General features: G+C 52.2%; 14 protein-coding genes. 7 read left to right on the forward strand and 7 right to left on the reverse strand.

From position 1 onward, the window contains the following. Window positions 1-2: 2 nt before the first annotated feature. From BUB94_RS08525 to BUB94_RS08540, 4 genes are all read right to left on the reverse strand, one after another. On the reverse strand, window positions 3-374 hold the full coding sequence (locus BUB94_RS08525) for an acyl-CoA carboxylase biotin carboxyl carrier protein subunit (RefSeq protein ID WP_073159797.1): 372 nt from the start codon (window positions 372-374) through the stop codon (window positions 3-5). A 55-nt stretch (window positions 375-429) separates the two neighbouring features. Next, window positions 430-1269 (reverse strand): hypothetical protein, encoded by an 840-nt coding sequence (locus BUB94_RS08530; RefSeq protein WP_073159795.1) that lies wholly within the window; start codon window positions 1267-1269, stop codon window positions 430-432. A gap of 210 nt (window positions 1270-1479) precedes the next feature. Further along, on the reverse strand, window positions 1480-3693 hold the full coding sequence (locus tag BUB94_RS08535; protein ID WP_073235984.1) for a histidine phosphatase family protein: 2214 nt from the start codon (window positions 3691-3693) through the stop codon (window positions 1480-1482). A 107-nt stretch (window positions 3694-3800) separates the two neighbouring features. After that, window positions 3801-5288: an acetyl-CoA hydrolase/transferase family protein gene (locus BUB94_RS08540; protein WP_254793710.1), complete on the reverse strand. Its 1488-nt coding sequence runs from the start codon at window positions 5286-5288 to the stop codon at window positions 3801-3803. Window positions 5289-5319: 31 nt separating this feature from the next. Between BUB94_RS08540 and BUB94_RS08545 the strand changes: the two genes are divergently transcribed. Further along, on the forward strand, window positions 5320-5739 hold the full coding sequence (locus BUB94_RS08545; protein ID WP_073159790.1) for a GtrA family protein: 420 nt from the start codon (window positions 5320-5322) through the stop codon (window positions 5737-5739). On the opposite strand, the gene BUB94_RS17375 is transcribed toward BUB94_RS08545, so the two are convergent. Further along, window positions 5726-6457, reverse strand: a complete 732-nt coding sequence (locus tag BUB94_RS17375; protein WP_073235987.1) for an OmpA family protein — start codon at window positions 6455-6457, stop codon at window positions 5726-5728. The two genes, BUB94_RS08545 and BUB94_RS17375, sit on opposite strands and share 14 nt — an antisense overlap. 151 nt (window positions 6458-6608) lie before the next feature. On the opposite strand from BUB94_RS17375, the gene BUB94_RS08555 reads away from it, so the two are divergent. The 4 genes from BUB94_RS08555 to BUB94_RS08570 all read left to right on the forward strand — a co-directional run bounded on the left by BUB94_RS08555 (window position 6609) and on the right by BUB94_RS08570 (window position 12676). Beyond that, the gene (locus BUB94_RS08555) at window positions 6609-7394 is read left to right on the forward strand and encodes an ABC transporter ATP-binding protein (RefSeq protein WP_073159787.1); all 786 of its coding nucleotides are present in this window, start codon (window positions 6609-6611) and stop codon (window positions 7392-7394) included. Next, window positions 7394-8599 carry an ABC transporter permease gene (locus BUB94_RS08560; protein ID WP_073159785.1) on the forward strand — a complete coding sequence of 402 codons (1206 nt, stop codon included), beginning with the start codon at window positions 7394-7396 and terminating at the stop codon, window positions 8597-8599. The genes BUB94_RS08555 and BUB94_RS08560 overlap by 1 nt, the downstream gene beginning before the upstream one ends. A gap of 64 nt (window positions 8600-8663) precedes the next feature. Next, window positions 8664-11870, forward strand: coding sequence for a glycoside hydrolase family 9 protein (locus BUB94_RS08565; protein ID WP_073235990.1), 3207 nt, complete (start codon window positions 8664-8666; stop codon window positions 11868-11870). A gap of 164 nt (window positions 11871-12034) precedes the next feature. Beyond that, entirely contained in the window at window positions 12035-12676 is a 642-nt protein-coding gene (locus tag BUB94_RS08570) for a bifunctional 4-hydroxy-2-oxoglutarate aldolase/2-dehydro-3-deoxy-phosphogluconate aldolase (protein ID WP_073235993.1), read from the forward strand. A gap of 212 nt (window positions 12677-12888) precedes the next feature. On the opposite strand, the gene BUB94_RS08575 is transcribed toward BUB94_RS08570, so the two are convergent. Then, the gene (locus BUB94_RS08575) at window positions 12889-13755 is read right to left on the reverse strand and encodes a GGDEF domain-containing response regulator (RefSeq protein ID WP_073159781.1); all 867 of its coding nucleotides are present in this window, start codon (window positions 13753-13755) and stop codon (window positions 12889-12891) included. 84 nt (window positions 13756-13839) lie between these two features. Then, window positions 13840-14664 (reverse strand): menaquinone biosynthetic enzyme MqnA/MqnD family protein, encoded by an 825-nt coding sequence (locus BUB94_RS08580; RefSeq protein ID WP_073159779.1) that lies wholly within the window; start codon window positions 14662-14664, stop codon window positions 13840-13842. Window positions 14665-14754: 90 nt separating this feature from the next. Here BUB94_RS08580 and BUB94_RS08585 point away from each other — a divergent pair, with 90 nt between their 5' ends. Continuing rightward, complete coding sequence (locus BUB94_RS08585; protein ID WP_073159777.1) at window positions 14755-15045, forward strand: hypothetical protein; 291 nt, start codon at window positions 14755-14757, stop codon at window positions 15043-15045. 54 nt (window positions 15046-15099) lie between these two features. Further along, window positions 15100-16173, forward strand: coding sequence for a glycoside hydrolase family 5 protein (locus BUB94_RS08590; protein ID WP_073235996.1), 1074 nt, complete (start codon window positions 15100-15102; stop codon window positions 16171-16173). Window positions 16174-16196: the final 23 nt, after the last annotated feature.

Genomic DNA, 16196 nt, shown 5'->3' on the forward strand with positions numbered 1-16196 from the left:
AATTAAGCGATGGTGAGGAGAGTCTGGCCATCAACGACGGTGTCGGTTTCCTTAACGGAAACAGAGTTCACGGTACCTGCGCAAGGAGCGACAACCGGGTTTTCCATCTTGAGAGCTTCGATGATTGCAACTTCCTGGTTAGCTTCGACCTTGTCGCCAACCTTGACCTTCAGCTTGAACACAGAACCAGCGAGGGGGCTCTTAACTTCGGTGCCACCAGCGACAGCAGGTGCAGCAGCGGGAGCAGGAGCGGCAACCGGTGCGGGAGCAGCAGCCGGAGCGGCAGCGGGAGCAACGGCAACATTGGAATCAAGAACTTCAACTTCTACATCGTAGCTCTTGCCTTCGAAACTGATACGTACGGTCTTCTTCATTTTTCTTTTTCCTGGCTTTATAGCCTGTTGAATTTTTAAAGGTTGTTCCTAGATCTTAGACAATGGTCCAAGCAGGGGAGTTAACATTCTTGTAAGCGGTGACGCGGCAGGGCTGACCCAGGACCTGAGTTGCAGCTGCGGTCATGATCACCACCAGTTCGTCGTTGGTAAGGCCCGGATGTTCTTCGAGGGCGGCAATAGCAGCGATAGACAGGAAAGCCTGGAGCTGCTTGTTGGTCATACCCGGATGAACGCTCTTGGCATTGGGATCCCAGTCGCAGTGAGCGGGGCCAATGGTACGGGGTGCAGCGGCGGCAGGGGCTGCAGCGGGAGCGGCAGCAGGAGCAGCGGCGGCGGGCTTGACTGCGGGTGCAGGTGCCTTGTCCACGTTGAGGCCAAGCTTTGCCATGATGAAGTTCATCAAGTAGCAGAGCAGGCAGAGGCCGATAATAACAGCCATCACTACGATAAGGCCAGTAGCCTGGAATTCAGCCAGCTTGCCAATAGTGAAGGTTTCCTTTTCGCCCTGGCAGACGCCTTCGACAACGTCGCCATTGCAATATTCCTTGCCCAAAGTAGCCTTGGCAATGGGGAGCACCTTTGCAGATGCATCGTCCTTAGCCTTGAGGGCGTTACGGGCGGTCACAGACTGATCGTAAGTCTTGTAGAGCACCTGGAATCCACCACCATGAGCTTCGACAATTTCGAAGACGGCGGAATCGGCACCAGGAGTCAGGTCAAGCTGAGCCTGAACCTTAGCGGCATCAGTAGGAGACATCAAGGCGATCTGCTCGTCGAAACGTCCCTTAGCCTTTGCAGCCGGTGTTGCAACTACAGCTTCTTCGGCAGCGGGAGCTACCTGGGATTCTGCAGTGATTTCTTGCGTTTCATTCATATTGGATTTTATCCATTCTTTTAGGTGAACATTTTGATAAAAATCAACGATGGAAATTTAATTAATTAGCGGAAAGCGAAAAGGTTAAAGGTTAAAGATAAGGGCAAATGAGGGGGAAATTTTTAGACTAAAAAAGCGCCCTTTTTTACCAGGCGCCCATTGATAAACATTTCTTTACATCAGACGTAAACCGTCCTATAAAATCCGGGACTAGAGCTTCATGACTCCCGATTCCAGACCGCGGACAGGAACGTAACGGACGTTGCCTGCATTGTCAAAAATGATTGCGGCACCGGCCAGGAAGTTCACCCAGTTTCGATTACCCTGCTCATCGAAGTAACGCAGGTCCACCTTCTTCTGGGAAGCGTAAACCGCAAGGGGCAAGACCATCCTGTCATGGGAAATGTAGAAGTTGACCTTCTGCAACTTGCTGCGGTTGGCCAGAATGTAATCGGACACCAGTTCCTTGGTGCGGTCTTCCAAGTCGTAGAAGTTTCCAGCAGGCACGCCCCTATAAGCCCAGCTAGACAACTCGATAATGGAGGGGTCGCCAGACTTCACATACCATTCCCCATCGAGGCCATCAAGAACATCGGGGTTAATGCTACCCTGCCCAGCCCCATCGGCAATTCCTTCGCAGGTTTCCAGGGTGCGGGTGTAACCGGAATAGGCAAAGTAAATCCTGCCGACGCCACTAAACTTGGCACCGACACTCTTAGCCTGAGCCTTGCCGTTGTCGGTCAGATGCCCCTTGGAGCCAGTTTCATTGGTACGTTCTGCATGACGGAGTACAAACACCACGGACTCGCCTGCACCCAGATTGCGGTACACATCGGCCACGTCAGAGAAATCCATGATATCGTTGCCGGTAGCAACACGCCATTTTCCGGTAGAAGTTTCATAGATGTAATTCTTGTCCTTGTTGATCACACCGGGGCGAATAGCGCCATCGTACTTGGAGGTATCGGCTCCCAGCCCCACCGTATCCTTTTCGATATCGGTAGCGGCACGCCAGCGGCCCAATTCAGCATCGCAGGTAAAGCGGAGCTTGGTCTTGGTTGTATCCCTGTAATCACAGCCAAAAAGAGAGCTCTGACTTTCAGAAATATGAGACACCATTCCGTCAGTAGACGCATTGCATTCGGGGAACTTCAATTCCTTTGTCCAGAAATTGCGCAAGTGCTTTTCGAAATCGGGAACATCCCCCAGCTTCCAGCTAGCCACGTTCTTACGGATTTTTTCAAAGTCACCATTAATGTCAAGAGACATAAGCCAGTCAGCCAAATGAGCCCTGGAAGTCCAGTCGTCCCAGTTTCCGGTATTGGCGACTTTCTGGGCAATGGAATCTGCAAACAGGAGCATTTCCTGGCCAGAACCATGACGTTGCAGCATTACGGATACAGCCAAGAGAGCGGCACTGAATTCGTCTCCGTCAAACAGGTTGACTTCGTCGGAAATCTTCGAAACTGTAGAAGTGCCCGGGCCGAACATACCACCCTGGCCCTGCATAAAGAGGTCGTCATTGAACCCTTCAATCTTGATGCCGAAAGCGTAAAGCACCTTCTTTAGGGACTGTTCCTTGAGCATACGGATCGGCGTATTGAAACCACCCTGTTCCGCAAGCTTCATCACCACGACGGCATCGATATGAGTCAGGATGTTCACGTTTACGGAATCACGTTCCGTAAGGTCGGTAACGTTCCTCAGCTTAATCAATTCCGAAGACAGGCCACCAGTCAGTTCGTTTTTATAATAGCCTTCGGCCTCCACTCGAACATAGGGGGAAACCACGTCAAAGGCATCGAAGCCATAGGAACCGTCGGCAGTAACAACGCAAGTTTCATGTATACGGTCGGAATCGGCCATACGGTTCATGCTATCCAGTTCCACCACCTTCACCGAGGTACCAAAACGGAAGGGACCCTTTTCGGCGATGCCAACCACAGAAACATCCTGACGGCGGTAGACGAACTCGCCAGAAACAGTATCATAACCGAACATGGAAGACACCGTATCCAGAGGCATCCGCATGCCCGCAATCAGAGAACCGTTTTCGCAAGAAACGCCAATGTCTTCCACAACGCCAGTAACCCATTCGCCTTCATAGCAGAAATAGATTGCATTCTCGGAAGCGACCATCATCGCTTCACCCTGATTTTCCGAAGTACACTTAGGCAGGTCATCGGAATCGGAGACCACGGTGGAATCTTCTACAGGGGGATCATCGCTAATCACGGGCCCCGGAACCACTTCCCCAATGGAGCTATTGCCAGAAACTTCACTCTGGGATCCGCTACTACCATTCTGGGAATCTGCGGAATTCGGAATTTCATCATCGTTTCCGGACGGGGTAAAATTCGAGGAATCGTCGCCGCAGGCAACGAACAAAGCAGACAGAAAAATCAAAAAAGCCAAACGATACATCAGGCCTAATATAAAAAAGTGAGCCCGATGTTTCCAAATCAATTTTTACTTACAATGATTACATCCGCTGTCAAAAAAAACGTGCTAATTTGGCAAAAACAGCAAATTTAGAGCATGCTTCCCGTTTCCAGGAATTTCTCGTGCATTTCGAAAGCCCGGGAAAGAGCCAGCGGCACATGCACGCCCTTGGCATGCTTCAGGCTGAATTCCAGGAAATCGGCCAGAGGTTCCTTGAAATTGGGATGGGCGCAATTCTTGATAATCAGGCGGGCACGTTCTTCGGCGGGGAGGCCACGAAGGTCAGCCAAGCCCTGCTCCGTCACGAAAATCATGGTATCGTGATCGGGGTGGTCCACATGGCTCACATAAGGCACCACGGAACTGATGGTTCCATTCTTGGCCACAGAGGGCGTCATGAAAAATCCAAGCAGACAGTTGCGGGCAAAATCAGCGGAACCGCCGATACCGTTCATCATGGCGGAGCCTGCCACCAGGGAACTGTTCACGTTGCCGAAGATATCGACTTCAAGGGCGGTATTCATGGAGATAACGCCGATGCGCTTGATAACATCGGGGCTGTTGCTCACTTCCTGCTGACGGATCACCAGATGCTTTTTCCATTCCTCGGCATTGGCGACGAATTCCTTCTGGGTACTTTCAGACAAAGTAAGAGCCGTTCCGGAAGCAATCCCCAGCTTACCATTCTTCAGCAGCGGAAGAACCGCTTCCTGAATCACTTCGGTATAAAGGTCAATCTTGCTCAGGCGATCATCCGCCGCCATGGCAGAAAGAACAGCGTTAGCCACCTTGCCTACGCCACTCTGGTAAGCAAGCCCCTTCAGGAGTCGGCCACGCTTTTCCTCAAAGCGGACAAAGTCCAGGATGCGTTCGCCAATGTTGCGGGAAATTTCATCGGGCTCCACAAAGGGAGTCACTTCGTCGAAGCGGGACTGTTCTACAATGGCCACCACCTTCTCGGGATTGACGCAGGCAAAGGCCTCGCCCACGCGATCACCGGGCGCATCGATAGCCAGGGACTTGGCATGGGGCGGCAAATCCGGAAGTGCCACGTCGTGAATGCCCACGCAAGCATCGCCAAAGCGGGTATTCAGTTCCAGGATAACACGGTCTGCCATTTCCAGGTACGTTACGGAATTACCGCCAGACGTAGAAAGGCATACACGACCATCGGGAAGAATACAGGTCACCTCCACAATAGCTACCGTGGGGCGGGGCAGCGCACCGGTACGGATCCAGTAGCCCATCTTTCCAAGGTGTGCGTCAATATACTTGATGGAACCGCCATTAATCGCCTTGCGCAACGCCGGATTGGACTGGTACGGCATGCGGAAACTGACCGCATCGGCGCGGGCCAGCGCACCATCGCAGCTATCGCCGGTCGATGCGCCAGAGAACAGCGTAATCTTGAAAGGCTCGCCATTGGCGTGGAGTCTTTCGGCACGTTCGGCAAGAGCGGTCGGCACCACCTTAGGGTAACCCGCCAAGGTAAAACCGGACACGCCAAGAACGTCCCCATCCTTGATCATTTCGGCAGCTTCCGCCGCAGAGCACTTTCTAGATTCGATCCATGACATAATGGGGTCAAAAATAATTATTTTGCGGGCCATGCTTCACTTTATCAAATACAATCTGATCGGAATCATGAACACTTTGATTACCCTGGCAGTCGTCTGGGTGCTGCATCAGCTGCTGGACTGGAATCTGGAGCTTTCCAACTTCCTGGGTTTTGTGGCCGGGGGCTGCAACAGCTACATCATGAACCGCATCTGGAATTTCAAAAGTTCCAACAAGAAGTCTGCGGAAATTACCCGATTCCTCATTGTATTTTTATGTGCCTACGGCCTGAACCTTCTGGTTCTGGAAGGATGCGTCTACGCCCTTGATAATTGGGGTCCGCTGGCCTCAAGCGCAAACTTGATTTCCAAGTTCATGAAACCCAGCTACTTCGCAAACATTGTTGCAAACGTAGTCTACGTATTGGCCAGTTTCACCCTCTACAAGAAGTGGGTCTTTACCAAACAATAAATTCGATGCGACGATTCGCCTTGCGGCCCTGCAAGGTTCCATTGTCGGCAACAGGACGGCTAGATCCAAGCCCCACCGCTTTCAGGCGACGGGCATCAATCCCCTTGCCAACCAAGTAGTCAACCACAGACTGGGCACGTTCCTGAGACAGCATCAAGTTGATGTTCTCGGGACCGGCGTTATCCACGTGGCCCTCGATTTCAAGTTTAATGGTGGGAGCGCCGATCAGGATGTCTACCAGGGAATCCAAGGCAGAAAAACTTGCCTTGGTCAGCTTGGCAGAGCCAGTCTGAAAATCAATTCGGCCCCTCAGATAATCCAGAGTTGAATTCCTGGAAACAGGGCAGCCAACGGAATCTACAATGGCATCGTAGGGTGTATTGGGACACTTGTCCAACTGGTCGGGAACACCGTCCCCATCATCATCACGGACACAGCCTCGTTCATTCACCAAAGCACCTACCGGACTGTTGGGGCACTTATCCAGATAATCGGGAACGCCATCCCCATCAGTATCCAGGGGGCAGCCAGTCTGATCTACGGGAGTTCCCGGTTCCGTACCGGGGCACAGATCCCTGGTATCGTAAACACCGTCATGGTCAGAATCCAAGGGGCAACCTAGGGAATCAACGGGAGTGCCCGGCCTTGTATTGGGGCACTGATCAATATCGTTGGGTACACCATCACTATCGCCATCTAAAGGCTGTGCTACAACCATGGCGCAAAATACAAACAAAATTGAAACGAGTCTTTTCATCCAAAATCCATTACTTAACTTAAGTAAACCCAAACTAACTCGCCTTCCAAAATTTAGTATTTTATCGTCCGCTGCAACCCCGTGGAATGTAAAAGCATCTAAAATTACGACTATGGACAACTCCCCTATCCTTTCTATACAGAACTTACGTCGCGACTTCAAGATGGGCGATGAAACTGTACACGCCCTGCGCGGAGTAAGCTTCGACATTCACAAGGGAGAGTTCGTCACCATCATGGGAACCAGCGGATCGGGCAAGTCTACCATGTTGAACATTCTTGGCTGTATGGATAAGCCCACCGCAGGCCACTACATTCTGGACGGGGAGCATACCGAAAAATTGAAGCGGGACGCCCTGGCAAAAATCCGAAACCAGAAGCTGGGTTTTGTCTTTCAGAGTTACAATTTGCTGAGCCGAACTACAGCTCTCGAAAATGTGGAACTGCCCCTCCTGTACAATTCAAAAGTTTCTGCTTCGGAGCGTCGCAAGCGAGCCGTCCGCGCTCTTGAAATGGTAGGGCTTTCCGACCGCATGAATCACCTGCCCAACCAGATGTCCGGCGGTCAGCAGCAGCGAGTGGCCATTGCCCGCGCCCTGGTCAACGATCCGGTCATTATCCTTGCCGACGAAGCCACCGGTAACCTGGACACCCGTACCAGTTACGAAATCATGAGCATCTTCCAGGACTTGCATAGGCAAGGGAAGACTATCGCCTTCGTGACCCACGAACCGGATATCGCCACCTTCAGCGGACGCACCATTACGCTGCGAGATGGCCTTCTAAAAAAAGACGTCATCAACGAGAATGTGGCCGACGCAAGGGCCGCCCTTGAGGCATTGCCCCCGCCGGAAGTTTTTGACGATGATTCAGAAGATCGTCGCGGGGAGGGCGCATAATGGGTCCAATAACCCTTGTTAAAATTGCAGTGAAGGCCCTGTTCCGCAACCGCATGCGAACCTTCCTTTCGGTGCTGGGCATCGTCATCGGTGTGGCCGCCGTGATTGCCATGGTAGCCATGGGCGAAGGATCCAAGCAGTCCATCAAGGAACAGATGACCAGCATGGGCACCAACGCCATTATCGTCATGCCTAATCGCGACCGTCGCGGCGGCGTGCAAACGGAATCCGCGGTCTCCCTAGAAGAAGAAGACGTTATCGAAATCCGCAACAGGGCACAGTTCATCAATGGCGTATCGCCCATGATTACCGCCAACGGCCAGGCCATTGCAGGAAACAACAACTCCCCCACCCAACTCAGCGGAATTTCCAGCGACTACCTCAAGATCCGCAACTACGAAATCGAGGACGGCGTCATGTTCGACGACGAAGCGGACCGGATGTCCAAAGTCTGCGTCATCGGCCAATCTGTCATCAAGAACCTGTTCCCCGATACAGACCCCATCGGAAAGACCATCCGATACAAGAGCATCCCGCTGAAGGTCATCGGCACATTAAAGGCCAAAGGCAGCGGTGATTTCGGGCAGGACCAGGATGATGTCATCTTCACGCCCTACCAGACGGTAATGAAACGTTTTAACGCCACCACGGAAATCCGCCAGATTTACGCAAACTCCATCGGCGAAGGCTACGCGGAACAGGCCACAGAAGAAATCATGGGTATCCTGAAGGAACGTCGCAGCTGGACAAAGCCCACGGACCCCTTCCGAATTTTCACCCAGGAAGAAATGATTACCATGATGACCAACACGTCCGATATGTTGTCCTTAGTCCTTACGGCAATTGCGGGCATCAGCCTTCTGGTTGGCGGTATCGGCATCATGAACATCATGTACGTTTCCGTTACGGAACGTACCAAGGAAATCGGCCTGCGCATGGCTATTGGCGCACGCGGTCGCGATATACTCTTGCAGTTCCTGATTGAATCCGTCATGATCAGCCTGCTGGGCGGTCTCATCGGAATCGGTCTCGGCATCGGAGCCTCTCAGGCAGTCAAGTCCATACTGAACTGGCCCATGAGCGTTTCCATTACCAGCGTGGTGGTCAGTTTCGGCGTCTGTTTTGTGACTGGAGTATTCTTCGGCTGGTACCCTGCACGAAAGGCAAGCCGCCTGGACCCCATAGATGCTTTAAGGTTCGAGTAACATACTTTTTACTTGCATTCTTATAAAGGTTAGCTATTATTACCTTGTGAACAACGAGGTATTAATGCGTCACCCCAAAAAGAAAACCCTGATAGCCGCTTCCGCCATTGCAGCACTTTCTGCAACCGCCTTTGCAGCCACCACCCCCTATGACCTGATTCGCCCCACCTGGCCCCTGACCTGGGACGCCAAGGCTCTCGACAATTTCGAGCCGAATGCAAAAAAGGATAACGTCCTGCCCGAAGAAAAGACCCCGGCAAACTTCAAGGCCGGAGCCCTCATGCCTGACACCCTGGACCAGGCCTATCTTGACGTCATCAACACGACCATCTCTCCCATTCGCGTAAACCAGGCCGGCTACCTGAAGAGCGATACGGAACGTCAGTTCTATTTTATCGGCACCGCCAAGGAATTCGAAGTCGTCGATGAGAACGGCAAGTCCTTAAGCAAGAAAATTACCGGGACCCTCACGAAGACTTCCGAAGAAACCACCTCCAGCTGGCTTATCGTCGCAGGCACTGACGCAACTATTAGCGATCATAAACGCTACTCTGTCGAGTTCAACGGCCCCTCCGGAAGTATCCTCGTCGGAAACATTCCCCAGTCCGTCCCCACCGACAAGCGCCTCCGCATCAAGGTCGGTGACGAGATCTCCAGCACCTTCATCGTAAGCGAAGACGTCTACACCATGGTGAAGGATGCGGCCATTAAATTCTTTGGCATCCAGCGCAGCGGCAATTCCGATTCCTGGTTCCATGGCCCGAGCCACGTCAAGGACGGCGCAGGCAAGGTGGTCTTCGACGAAAAAGTAGTCTCCGGTGTAACAACCAATGAAGGTGACCTGCAGGGTGGCTGGTACGACTGCGGTGACTACCTGAAGGAATCCCAGACCCAGGCTTACGCATTTGCAAATCTTGCCGTCGCCGCGGTCTCCAACCCCTCCAAGGACGTTGACCATTATGCATACAACCACGGGGAATTCGTAAAGACCGACAACGTTCCTGACGTTCTTCGCGAAGCAAAGCACGGTGCGGATTTCTTCCTGAGATCATTCAAGGCTGCCAATGGCGTTGTCGACAACATGGCCGTTTCCGTGGGTAACTTCGGTAGCGATCACGGTTTATGGGTTCGCCCTGAACTTCAGGACTACATCGTCATTTCGATGCGCGGCGGTCCCGCAGATCGCGACGTCCGTCTCGGCGAACTGGGTTCCAATATTTCCGGTCAAATCGCGGCTGGCCTTGCCATCCTGAGCAAGGACTACGCCAAATACGACAAGGACTTCGCCGACTCCTGCCTGATGGTCGCCGAAAAGATGTACGACTTCGCCAAGAACCTGGCACTTGGCAACGACTCCTATGACAAGGGGAAGAAGTTTGTTTACAACACAATGGCCGCAGGATGGAGTACCCCAGCCTACAACGGCAATAATGAATATCACGACGATCTCGCCCTGGCAGCGATCGCCCTCCACTATGCCACTTACGAAAAGTCCGGCAAAATGGATTACCTGAACGACGCCGTCGAAGATACGGAAATCGGGACAGATCAGATGAGCAGAAGCTTCGCCTTCAATGGCGGCTGGATGGCCCATGGTCGAAACGGCATGTTAAAGTCCAGCAGGAACACCAGCTGGGCAAACGTCAACACGCTGACACTCTATGCTTTCTACAAACTGTTGCTGAAGGATTCAAAGACCGCAACCAAGTACGGCATCTCCGATGAAAAACGTCTGGGATATGCAGAAAAGGTGGCAAGCACCATGGCCATCAACCTGCAAAATCTTTCGAACTCCGGCGCAAGTAGCATCGAACTTCCTGTCAGCCTACTCTCAAGCGAATCCGGAGCCATCAGCTATGACGGTGCATGGTATAGCATGCAAACGGATCAATCATGGATATATAACCGCTATCAAGCGGGAAATATCTTTGAAGTCCTCGCCCTTGCCGATATCGCCAAGGACCTGGAAAAGGTAAAGCTTCCGACATTGGGCACCTTGAACTGGAACTCCGAAAAACTGCATCAGTTGGGTATCAACCAGCTGAACTACATGCTAGGCGTCAACCCCTGGGACGTTTCCTTCATTTACGGCGTTGGCGACAAGAACGACAACCATCCCCACCACAGAATATCAAACCCCGAAGGACGTAATGCACGAGGTAGCGTCGCATACAAGTACGTACGACCCGTTGGAGGTCTTTTCGGAGGAATCATTCCTGGTGCAGAAAATTCCATTAGTCCTAGCGCATTGAGCTGGGAAGACTATCATCTTTCCGAGACTTGCCTCGATGGATCTGCTGCACTTGTCTCTGCCTTGACAATCGTCAGCAACGGCGGCGACGACTACTTTGAAAAGAAGTGCGACAACTGCAACAAGAATCCCGACATTTTCCAGGCAGACAACATTCACGTCGGTGCATACCATTACGAGTTCAACGAACTGGACTACTTGACCATCAGCTTCAGCAACAGCACCCTGAAGAGAATGGACAGCGTTGTTACATACGTCTACTTTGACGCAACCGAAGATGACGTCGAAAACTGCAACGTACTGTTCAACCTGTCAATCTGCCAGGCCTACGACCAGGGCGGATTCAACAGGCCTTGCAGCAACGAAGACGAGATTCGCAAGGAACTGAGAAAAAACAATCCCCAGAAGATCAAGGATACCTACGACAAGAAATCCAAGACCTACACCTGGGCACTTCCCATTGTTCTGGACTCCTTAGGCATCGGCCGATATGTCCGTCTCGACCTTAGCGTAACCTCCGGTACAAAGGTTAGCGGAGCCTGCGAATACGCTCTTGAGCCCGCAAAGGTAGACTTCACCAAGGGCTGGAGCTTCAAGTCGCATACCGCAAGCAACAGCATGCCCGCCTACGAAGGAATTTCCGACAAGGATAAGGATTACATCGAAGTCCAGGAAGCGCCTGATGCACCCTACATCGTACTCCGCAGCCAGGGCAAACTCATCTGGGGTTATGGTCCCGCAGACGAAACCAGCGACCGCGTAGGAGTCCGCAAGATTGCCGCTCCTGCCGCAAATGCAAAGATGATCGTCAACGGCCGAGGCCTCTATGTAGTTGCACCTGCACAGGGCACAAAGACCCTGAAGGTCTTCGACATGCTGGGCAACCAGCTCATGGCACAGACCTTCGAAGGGACTTCCGCACAGGTCAGCCTCGCAAAGTTTCCTCATCGTAGCGCCATGGTTGCACGCCTCATGTCCGGCGAGAAGGTTCTTGCCACCAAGGCATTCAAACTGAAGTAATCCATCAAATTACATCAAGCGTAAAGAACGTCGGCTACAAAAAAGCCGGCGTTTTTCATTTTGCGGAAAAGTCGCAGAAAACGACAACCACATTCCCTTAGACCCATGTGAGATTTTTCATGCAAAAAATCCAATCCAATTTTTTTTGCACTATATTTATTGCCATGGAACTACTTGAATTTTTGAAAGACATGCCGGTCATCGGCATCCTTCGCGATATCCCCCGGGGATCCGAAGAACTCTGTGCACAGACTGCGGCCAAGTGCGGTCTTAAGGCTATTGAAGTCACCATGAACACCGACAATGCCGCAGAAATCATTACGGCACTGAAGGCCGCCTGCAAGCCCTACGGCATTACCGTCGGCGCAGGCACCGTGCGCCATGATAGCGACCTGGAAAGGGCCATGCACGCAGGCGCCAACTTCATCGTAACCCCAAACACCCGTAGCAACATCATCCGCACGGCGGCAGGCTCCAAGACCCCGATTATCCCCGGAGCACTGACCCCCACCGAAGTGCAGAAGGCCTACGACCTGGGCGCAACGGCCGTCAAGATTTTCCCGGTAGATTGCGTTGGCGGTCCCAAGTACATCAAGGCTTTGCGCGGTCCCTTCCGCGACATACCCCTGCTGGCCTGTAGCGGCGTGAACGCCGAAAATGCCGGTGAATACATCAAGGCAGGCGCCAACCTGCTGGCATTCGGCGGAAGCATCTTCAGCGCCAAGCTGATGAAAGAAGGTAACTGGGAAGAAATCGGCAAGCGCCTGACAGAATTGCTGGACGCTGTACGCGCAGCCCTTAAGTGAGGGAGCGCGCTTTCAGGCTTCAGGTATGAGGTATGAGCTCGGGCCTGCGACTCCTTTCAGCGGTGTGCTATGAGCAGTGAGCAGTGAGCTAGATAATCGCGCCAACGGCGCCTTACTTTAACTCATAACTCATATCTAGTTATATCATCCCACAATTAAAGGACCCGGATTTCTCCGAGTCCTTCTTTAAACTGTCAGCTATAAGCTCTCCGCTATTTTTCACTTTTCATCTTCTTTTTACATTCGTACATAGATACATCTGCACTGTGAAGCATGTCGTCCATTTCGGAGTAGTCTTCAGAAGAGTGTGCGATACCATAAGCGAAAGTCACCTTCTGATCGACGATGGTAATTGCGTTTGCAGCCCTTTCCATACGTTCGACACAAATGAAGGCCCCCTTCTTATCGGTTTCGGGGCAGAGGATCATAAACTCGTCACCGCCCATGCGGAAGAACAAGTCGGAATCGCGGAGCAAAGCCTTGACGGAATTCACCACGGAACGGAGCATCAAATCGCCAGCCTGGTGGCCATAGCGGTCATTCACCTGCTTAAGTCCGTTCAAGTCAAAATAAATCAGGGAGAACTGCGTTCCATAACGGCGTGCGCGAGAGAAAAGTTCGCGGAGTGAATTCATGCCGTGGCGTCTGTTGTAGCAGCCGGTCATGTCGTCCGTCAGGGAAATATCGCGCAGATAGCGCAGGGAACGGGACAGTCGAATATGCACATTGACGCGGGCCAACAGAATGTCTTCCACGGCATTCTTGCTCACAAAGTCAGACGCACCTGAATGGAATCCCTTAGTCACGCTTTCGGTATCTTCACGGCTCGTCAAGAAAATCACCGGCAGATCATCCAAGGCATAACGCTGACGGATTCGAAGACAGACTTCGTACCCGTTCATGCTAGGCATGTTAATGTCAAGAAGAACCAGGTCAACGCAGTTTAATTCCAAATACTCCAGGGCCTCTTCGCCAGAGGTACAGGCAGTAACATTATAACCCACGTGAGTCAGAAGGTTGCGGGTACGCTCAAGAACTTCCGCACTATCATCAACGATGAGAATCTTTTCTTCGACCATTTTATCCCTATCTTTGTCTCTTAACCTTTTACACACACACCAACAGAGACATACTAAAAATAGATTTTCAAGGGACCAAAGTCATCACCGTTCTTGTAAAAATTCCAATACCGGAGCGGCCTGAACAAGCCCCAAATCTGCGGCATACCTAAAGAAAAGGTTCAGGGACTCCTTGCGTTCCTCGGTAAAACGGTAATCCAGGGCCGAGTAGTAACTTTCAATAACGGGGCGGGGCAAGTTGACAGGATAACGGGCAAGCCATTTATCTAGGGCCGCAGAAGGCCTAGCGCTAAATGTTTCGATACTGTTCCTGGTCGCATCCATGTACCGCAGGAGAGTCGGGCGCAGTTCGTCGGACAAAGCCTCCTTGGCAATAATCCAGGCGCCAAAGACGAAGGGCAATTTCTGCCAGTCCTGCCACAAGGTTCCAAGGTCGTAACTGTAGGCGAACCGGCGACGTTCATTTTCTTCAAGGGCCTGATCGCCAATAAGCAGGCAGGCGTCATCCCCAGGCTGATACGCCCCATCCACATAATCAGGACGCAGACCGAAGCGAGTCTCCAGCAAGATCCGCAAAAGCGTCACGGACGTCTTGCTCTGGGCTGTCATACGCACCCGTTTCCCCGACAGTTCCTGGACCGGCAGATTTGAAAACAACTTAACGGAACGGACTTCAAAGGAGCAGGAAGTGCAGAGCGTCGGAGACAGCACAAAAGCCCCCGGTTTCTGGGCAAAAGTAATGGAAGATGCCGGGGAAAGGTGGATAGATCCATCTTTTAGACCCGCACAATGGGCGCTAGGTGGCCCATCCACAAAATCTACATCGCCAAATTCGGATTCGCGGCCCAAAAAGTCGTGAAAAAAGGGTGCACAGACCAAAAAAGGAATTCGTCCTACTCGCAAAGTCATATAAAAAAATTAACTTTTCCCAAAGCCTTACAACAGGCTGGATTTAATAAACTGAGGATTAACTGAAGTATAAATAGTGGCTAAAGTACAATGGCTGTATTTCACGTAAAGAAAACCTCCCTTGGCGAAGACCAGAATACTCTGGTGTTCAAGGGTAAGATTATTGAAGGCCCCATCAGCAAGGGGATGACCATCGAAATTCCCGTTACCCAGGAAGCTGTGGTAAAGATGAAGATTTATGATGTCGCCCTGTTCGAAAAGCAGAAGGACGACGAAAAGAAGGTTGGCCTGATCGTTGACTTTAACGGACTTCCCGACGACATGGAAGTAGTTCTCGGTCTGAACATTGCAGACGAAGACCTGAATATCGTTAACGAGTAAAGTTTCTCAATCGGCCGTCAATTCCGACGGCCACAACTTAAATGGGATGGTAACATGATTAAAGAAAGACTGCGGGGAGTTAATTTGGGCGGCTGGTTCAGTCAGGTAGACTGCATCCAGGAAAAAGATCCCGTGGGTTTCCCTGGGATCATCCAACACGTAAAGACCTTCCTCGGTGTGGAAGATTTCAAGCGCATCCGCAATGCTGGGTTCAACCACGTCCGTCTGCCGGTGGACTATTTCAACATGTTCGACGGCGAACAACTGAAGCCCAACGAAGAAATGTTCGCCCTGCTGGACAAGGCCCTCAAGGAAATCCAGGCTGCAGACCTGGATGTCATCCTGGACCTGCACAAGTGCCCCGGCCATGACTTCCACCTGGCCAGCTACGAAGAACAGGCTTTCTTTGTCAGCGCCGACGCCCGCAAGGACACCAACAAGGTCTGGTCTTATCTGGCAGAACGCTACAGCGGTGAATCCCGCGTCATGATGGAACTGCTGAACGAACCTGCAGCAGGCGACTCCAAGGTCTGGGACAAGGTGAAGGATGAAATCTTCTGGACCATCCGTAAGCACGCCCCCAAGAACACCATCGTGGTCGGTGCCAACAAGTGGAACAGCGCCCGCGAATTTGAATTCCTGACTCCGCTGGATGACGACAACGCTATCTATAGCTTCCATACCTACACTCCGGTGACATTCACCCACCAGGGTGCCGCATGGATCAAGGACCCGTTCTTCCACATGGAACGCCCCTGGCCCGGTGACTACGCCGCCCCCAGCGCCGACGGCACTACCCGCCTCGACGTTGAATATGGCAAATGGGACAAGGCCCGCCTGCAGGCAAGCATCCAGAACGCCCTGGATTTCCGCCGCAAGTACAACCTGCCCGTCGCCTGTAACGAATTCGGCGTCTACGTCCAGGTGCCCCGTCAGTATCAGATGGCCTGGATGCGCGACTTCATGGACATCCTCCGCGAAGCCGACGTTGGCTACAGCTACTGGAACTACAAGAACCTGGACTTCGGTATCGTATCCAAGGGCGAATCCCTGCATAACAACCTGGCCCAGTACAACAATCCGGAACGCCTCGACAGCGAACTCATGGAACTGCTGGCAAAGGGCTAGAATTCAGGCGTCAGGATTTAGGT

The sequence above is a fragment of the Fibrobacter sp. UWH9 genome (assembly GCF_900129715.1).
Lineage (GTDB): Bacteria > Fibrobacterota > Fibrobacteria > Fibrobacterales > Fibrobacteraceae > Fibrobacter.

What these genes read in the sequence shown, in the direction of transcription:
- BUB94_RS08540 (WP_254793710.1), bottom strand. Translation starts at nt 5,288, where the DNA reads ATGTCATGGATCGAATCTAGAAAGTGCTCTGCGGCGGAAGCTGCCGAA.
- BUB94_RS08530 (WP_073159795.1), bottom strand. Translation starts at nt 1,269, where the DNA reads ATGAATGAAACGCAAGAAATCACTGCAGAATCCCAGGTAGCTCCCGCT.
- BUB94_RS08580 (WP_073159779.1), bottom strand. Translation starts at nt 14,664, where the DNA reads ATGACTTTGCGAGTAGGACGAATTCCTTTTTTGGTCTGTGCACCCTTT.
- BUB94_RS08555 (WP_073159787.1), top strand. Translation starts at nt 6,609, where the DNA reads ATGGACAACTCCCCTATCCTTTCTATACAGAACTTACGTCGCGACTTC.
- BUB94_RS08560 (WP_073159785.1), top strand. Translation starts at nt 7,394, where the DNA reads ATGGGTCCAATAACCCTTGTTAAAATTGCAGTGAAGGCCCTGTTCCGC.
- BUB94_RS08565 (WP_073235990.1), top strand. Translation starts at nt 8,664, where the DNA reads ATGCGTCACCCCAAAAAGAAAACCCTGATAGCCGCTTCCGCCATTGCA.
- BUB94_RS08590 (WP_073235996.1), top strand. Translation starts at nt 15,100, where the DNA reads ATGATTAAAGAAAGACTGCGGGGAGTTAATTTGGGCGGCTGGTTCAGT.
- BUB94_RS17375 (WP_073235987.1), bottom strand. Translation starts at nt 6,457, where the DNA reads ATGGTTGTAGCACAGCCTTTAGATGGCGATAGTGATGGTGTACCCAAC.
- BUB94_RS08525 (WP_073159797.1), bottom strand. Translation starts at nt 374, where the DNA reads ATGAAGAAGACCGTACGTATCAGTTTCGAAGGCAAGAGCTACGATGTA.
- BUB94_RS08575 (WP_073159781.1), bottom strand. Translation starts at nt 13,755, where the DNA reads ATGGTCGAAGAAAAGATTCTCATCGTTGATGATAGTGCGGAAGTTCTT.
- BUB94_RS08585 (WP_073159777.1), top strand. Translation starts at nt 14,755, where the DNA reads ATGGCTGTATTTCACGTAAAGAAAACCTCCCTTGGCGAAGACCAGAAT.
- BUB94_RS08545 (WP_073159790.1), top strand. Translation starts at nt 5,320, where the DNA reads ATGCTTCACTTTATCAAATACAATCTGATCGGAATCATGAACACTTTG.
- BUB94_RS08535 (WP_073235984.1), bottom strand. Translation starts at nt 3,693, where the DNA reads ATGTATCGTTTGGCTTTTTTGATTTTTCTGTCTGCTTTGTTCGTTGCC.
- BUB94_RS08570 (WP_073235993.1), top strand. Translation starts at nt 12,035, where the DNA reads ATGGAACTACTTGAATTTTTGAAAGACATGCCGGTCATCGGCATCCTT.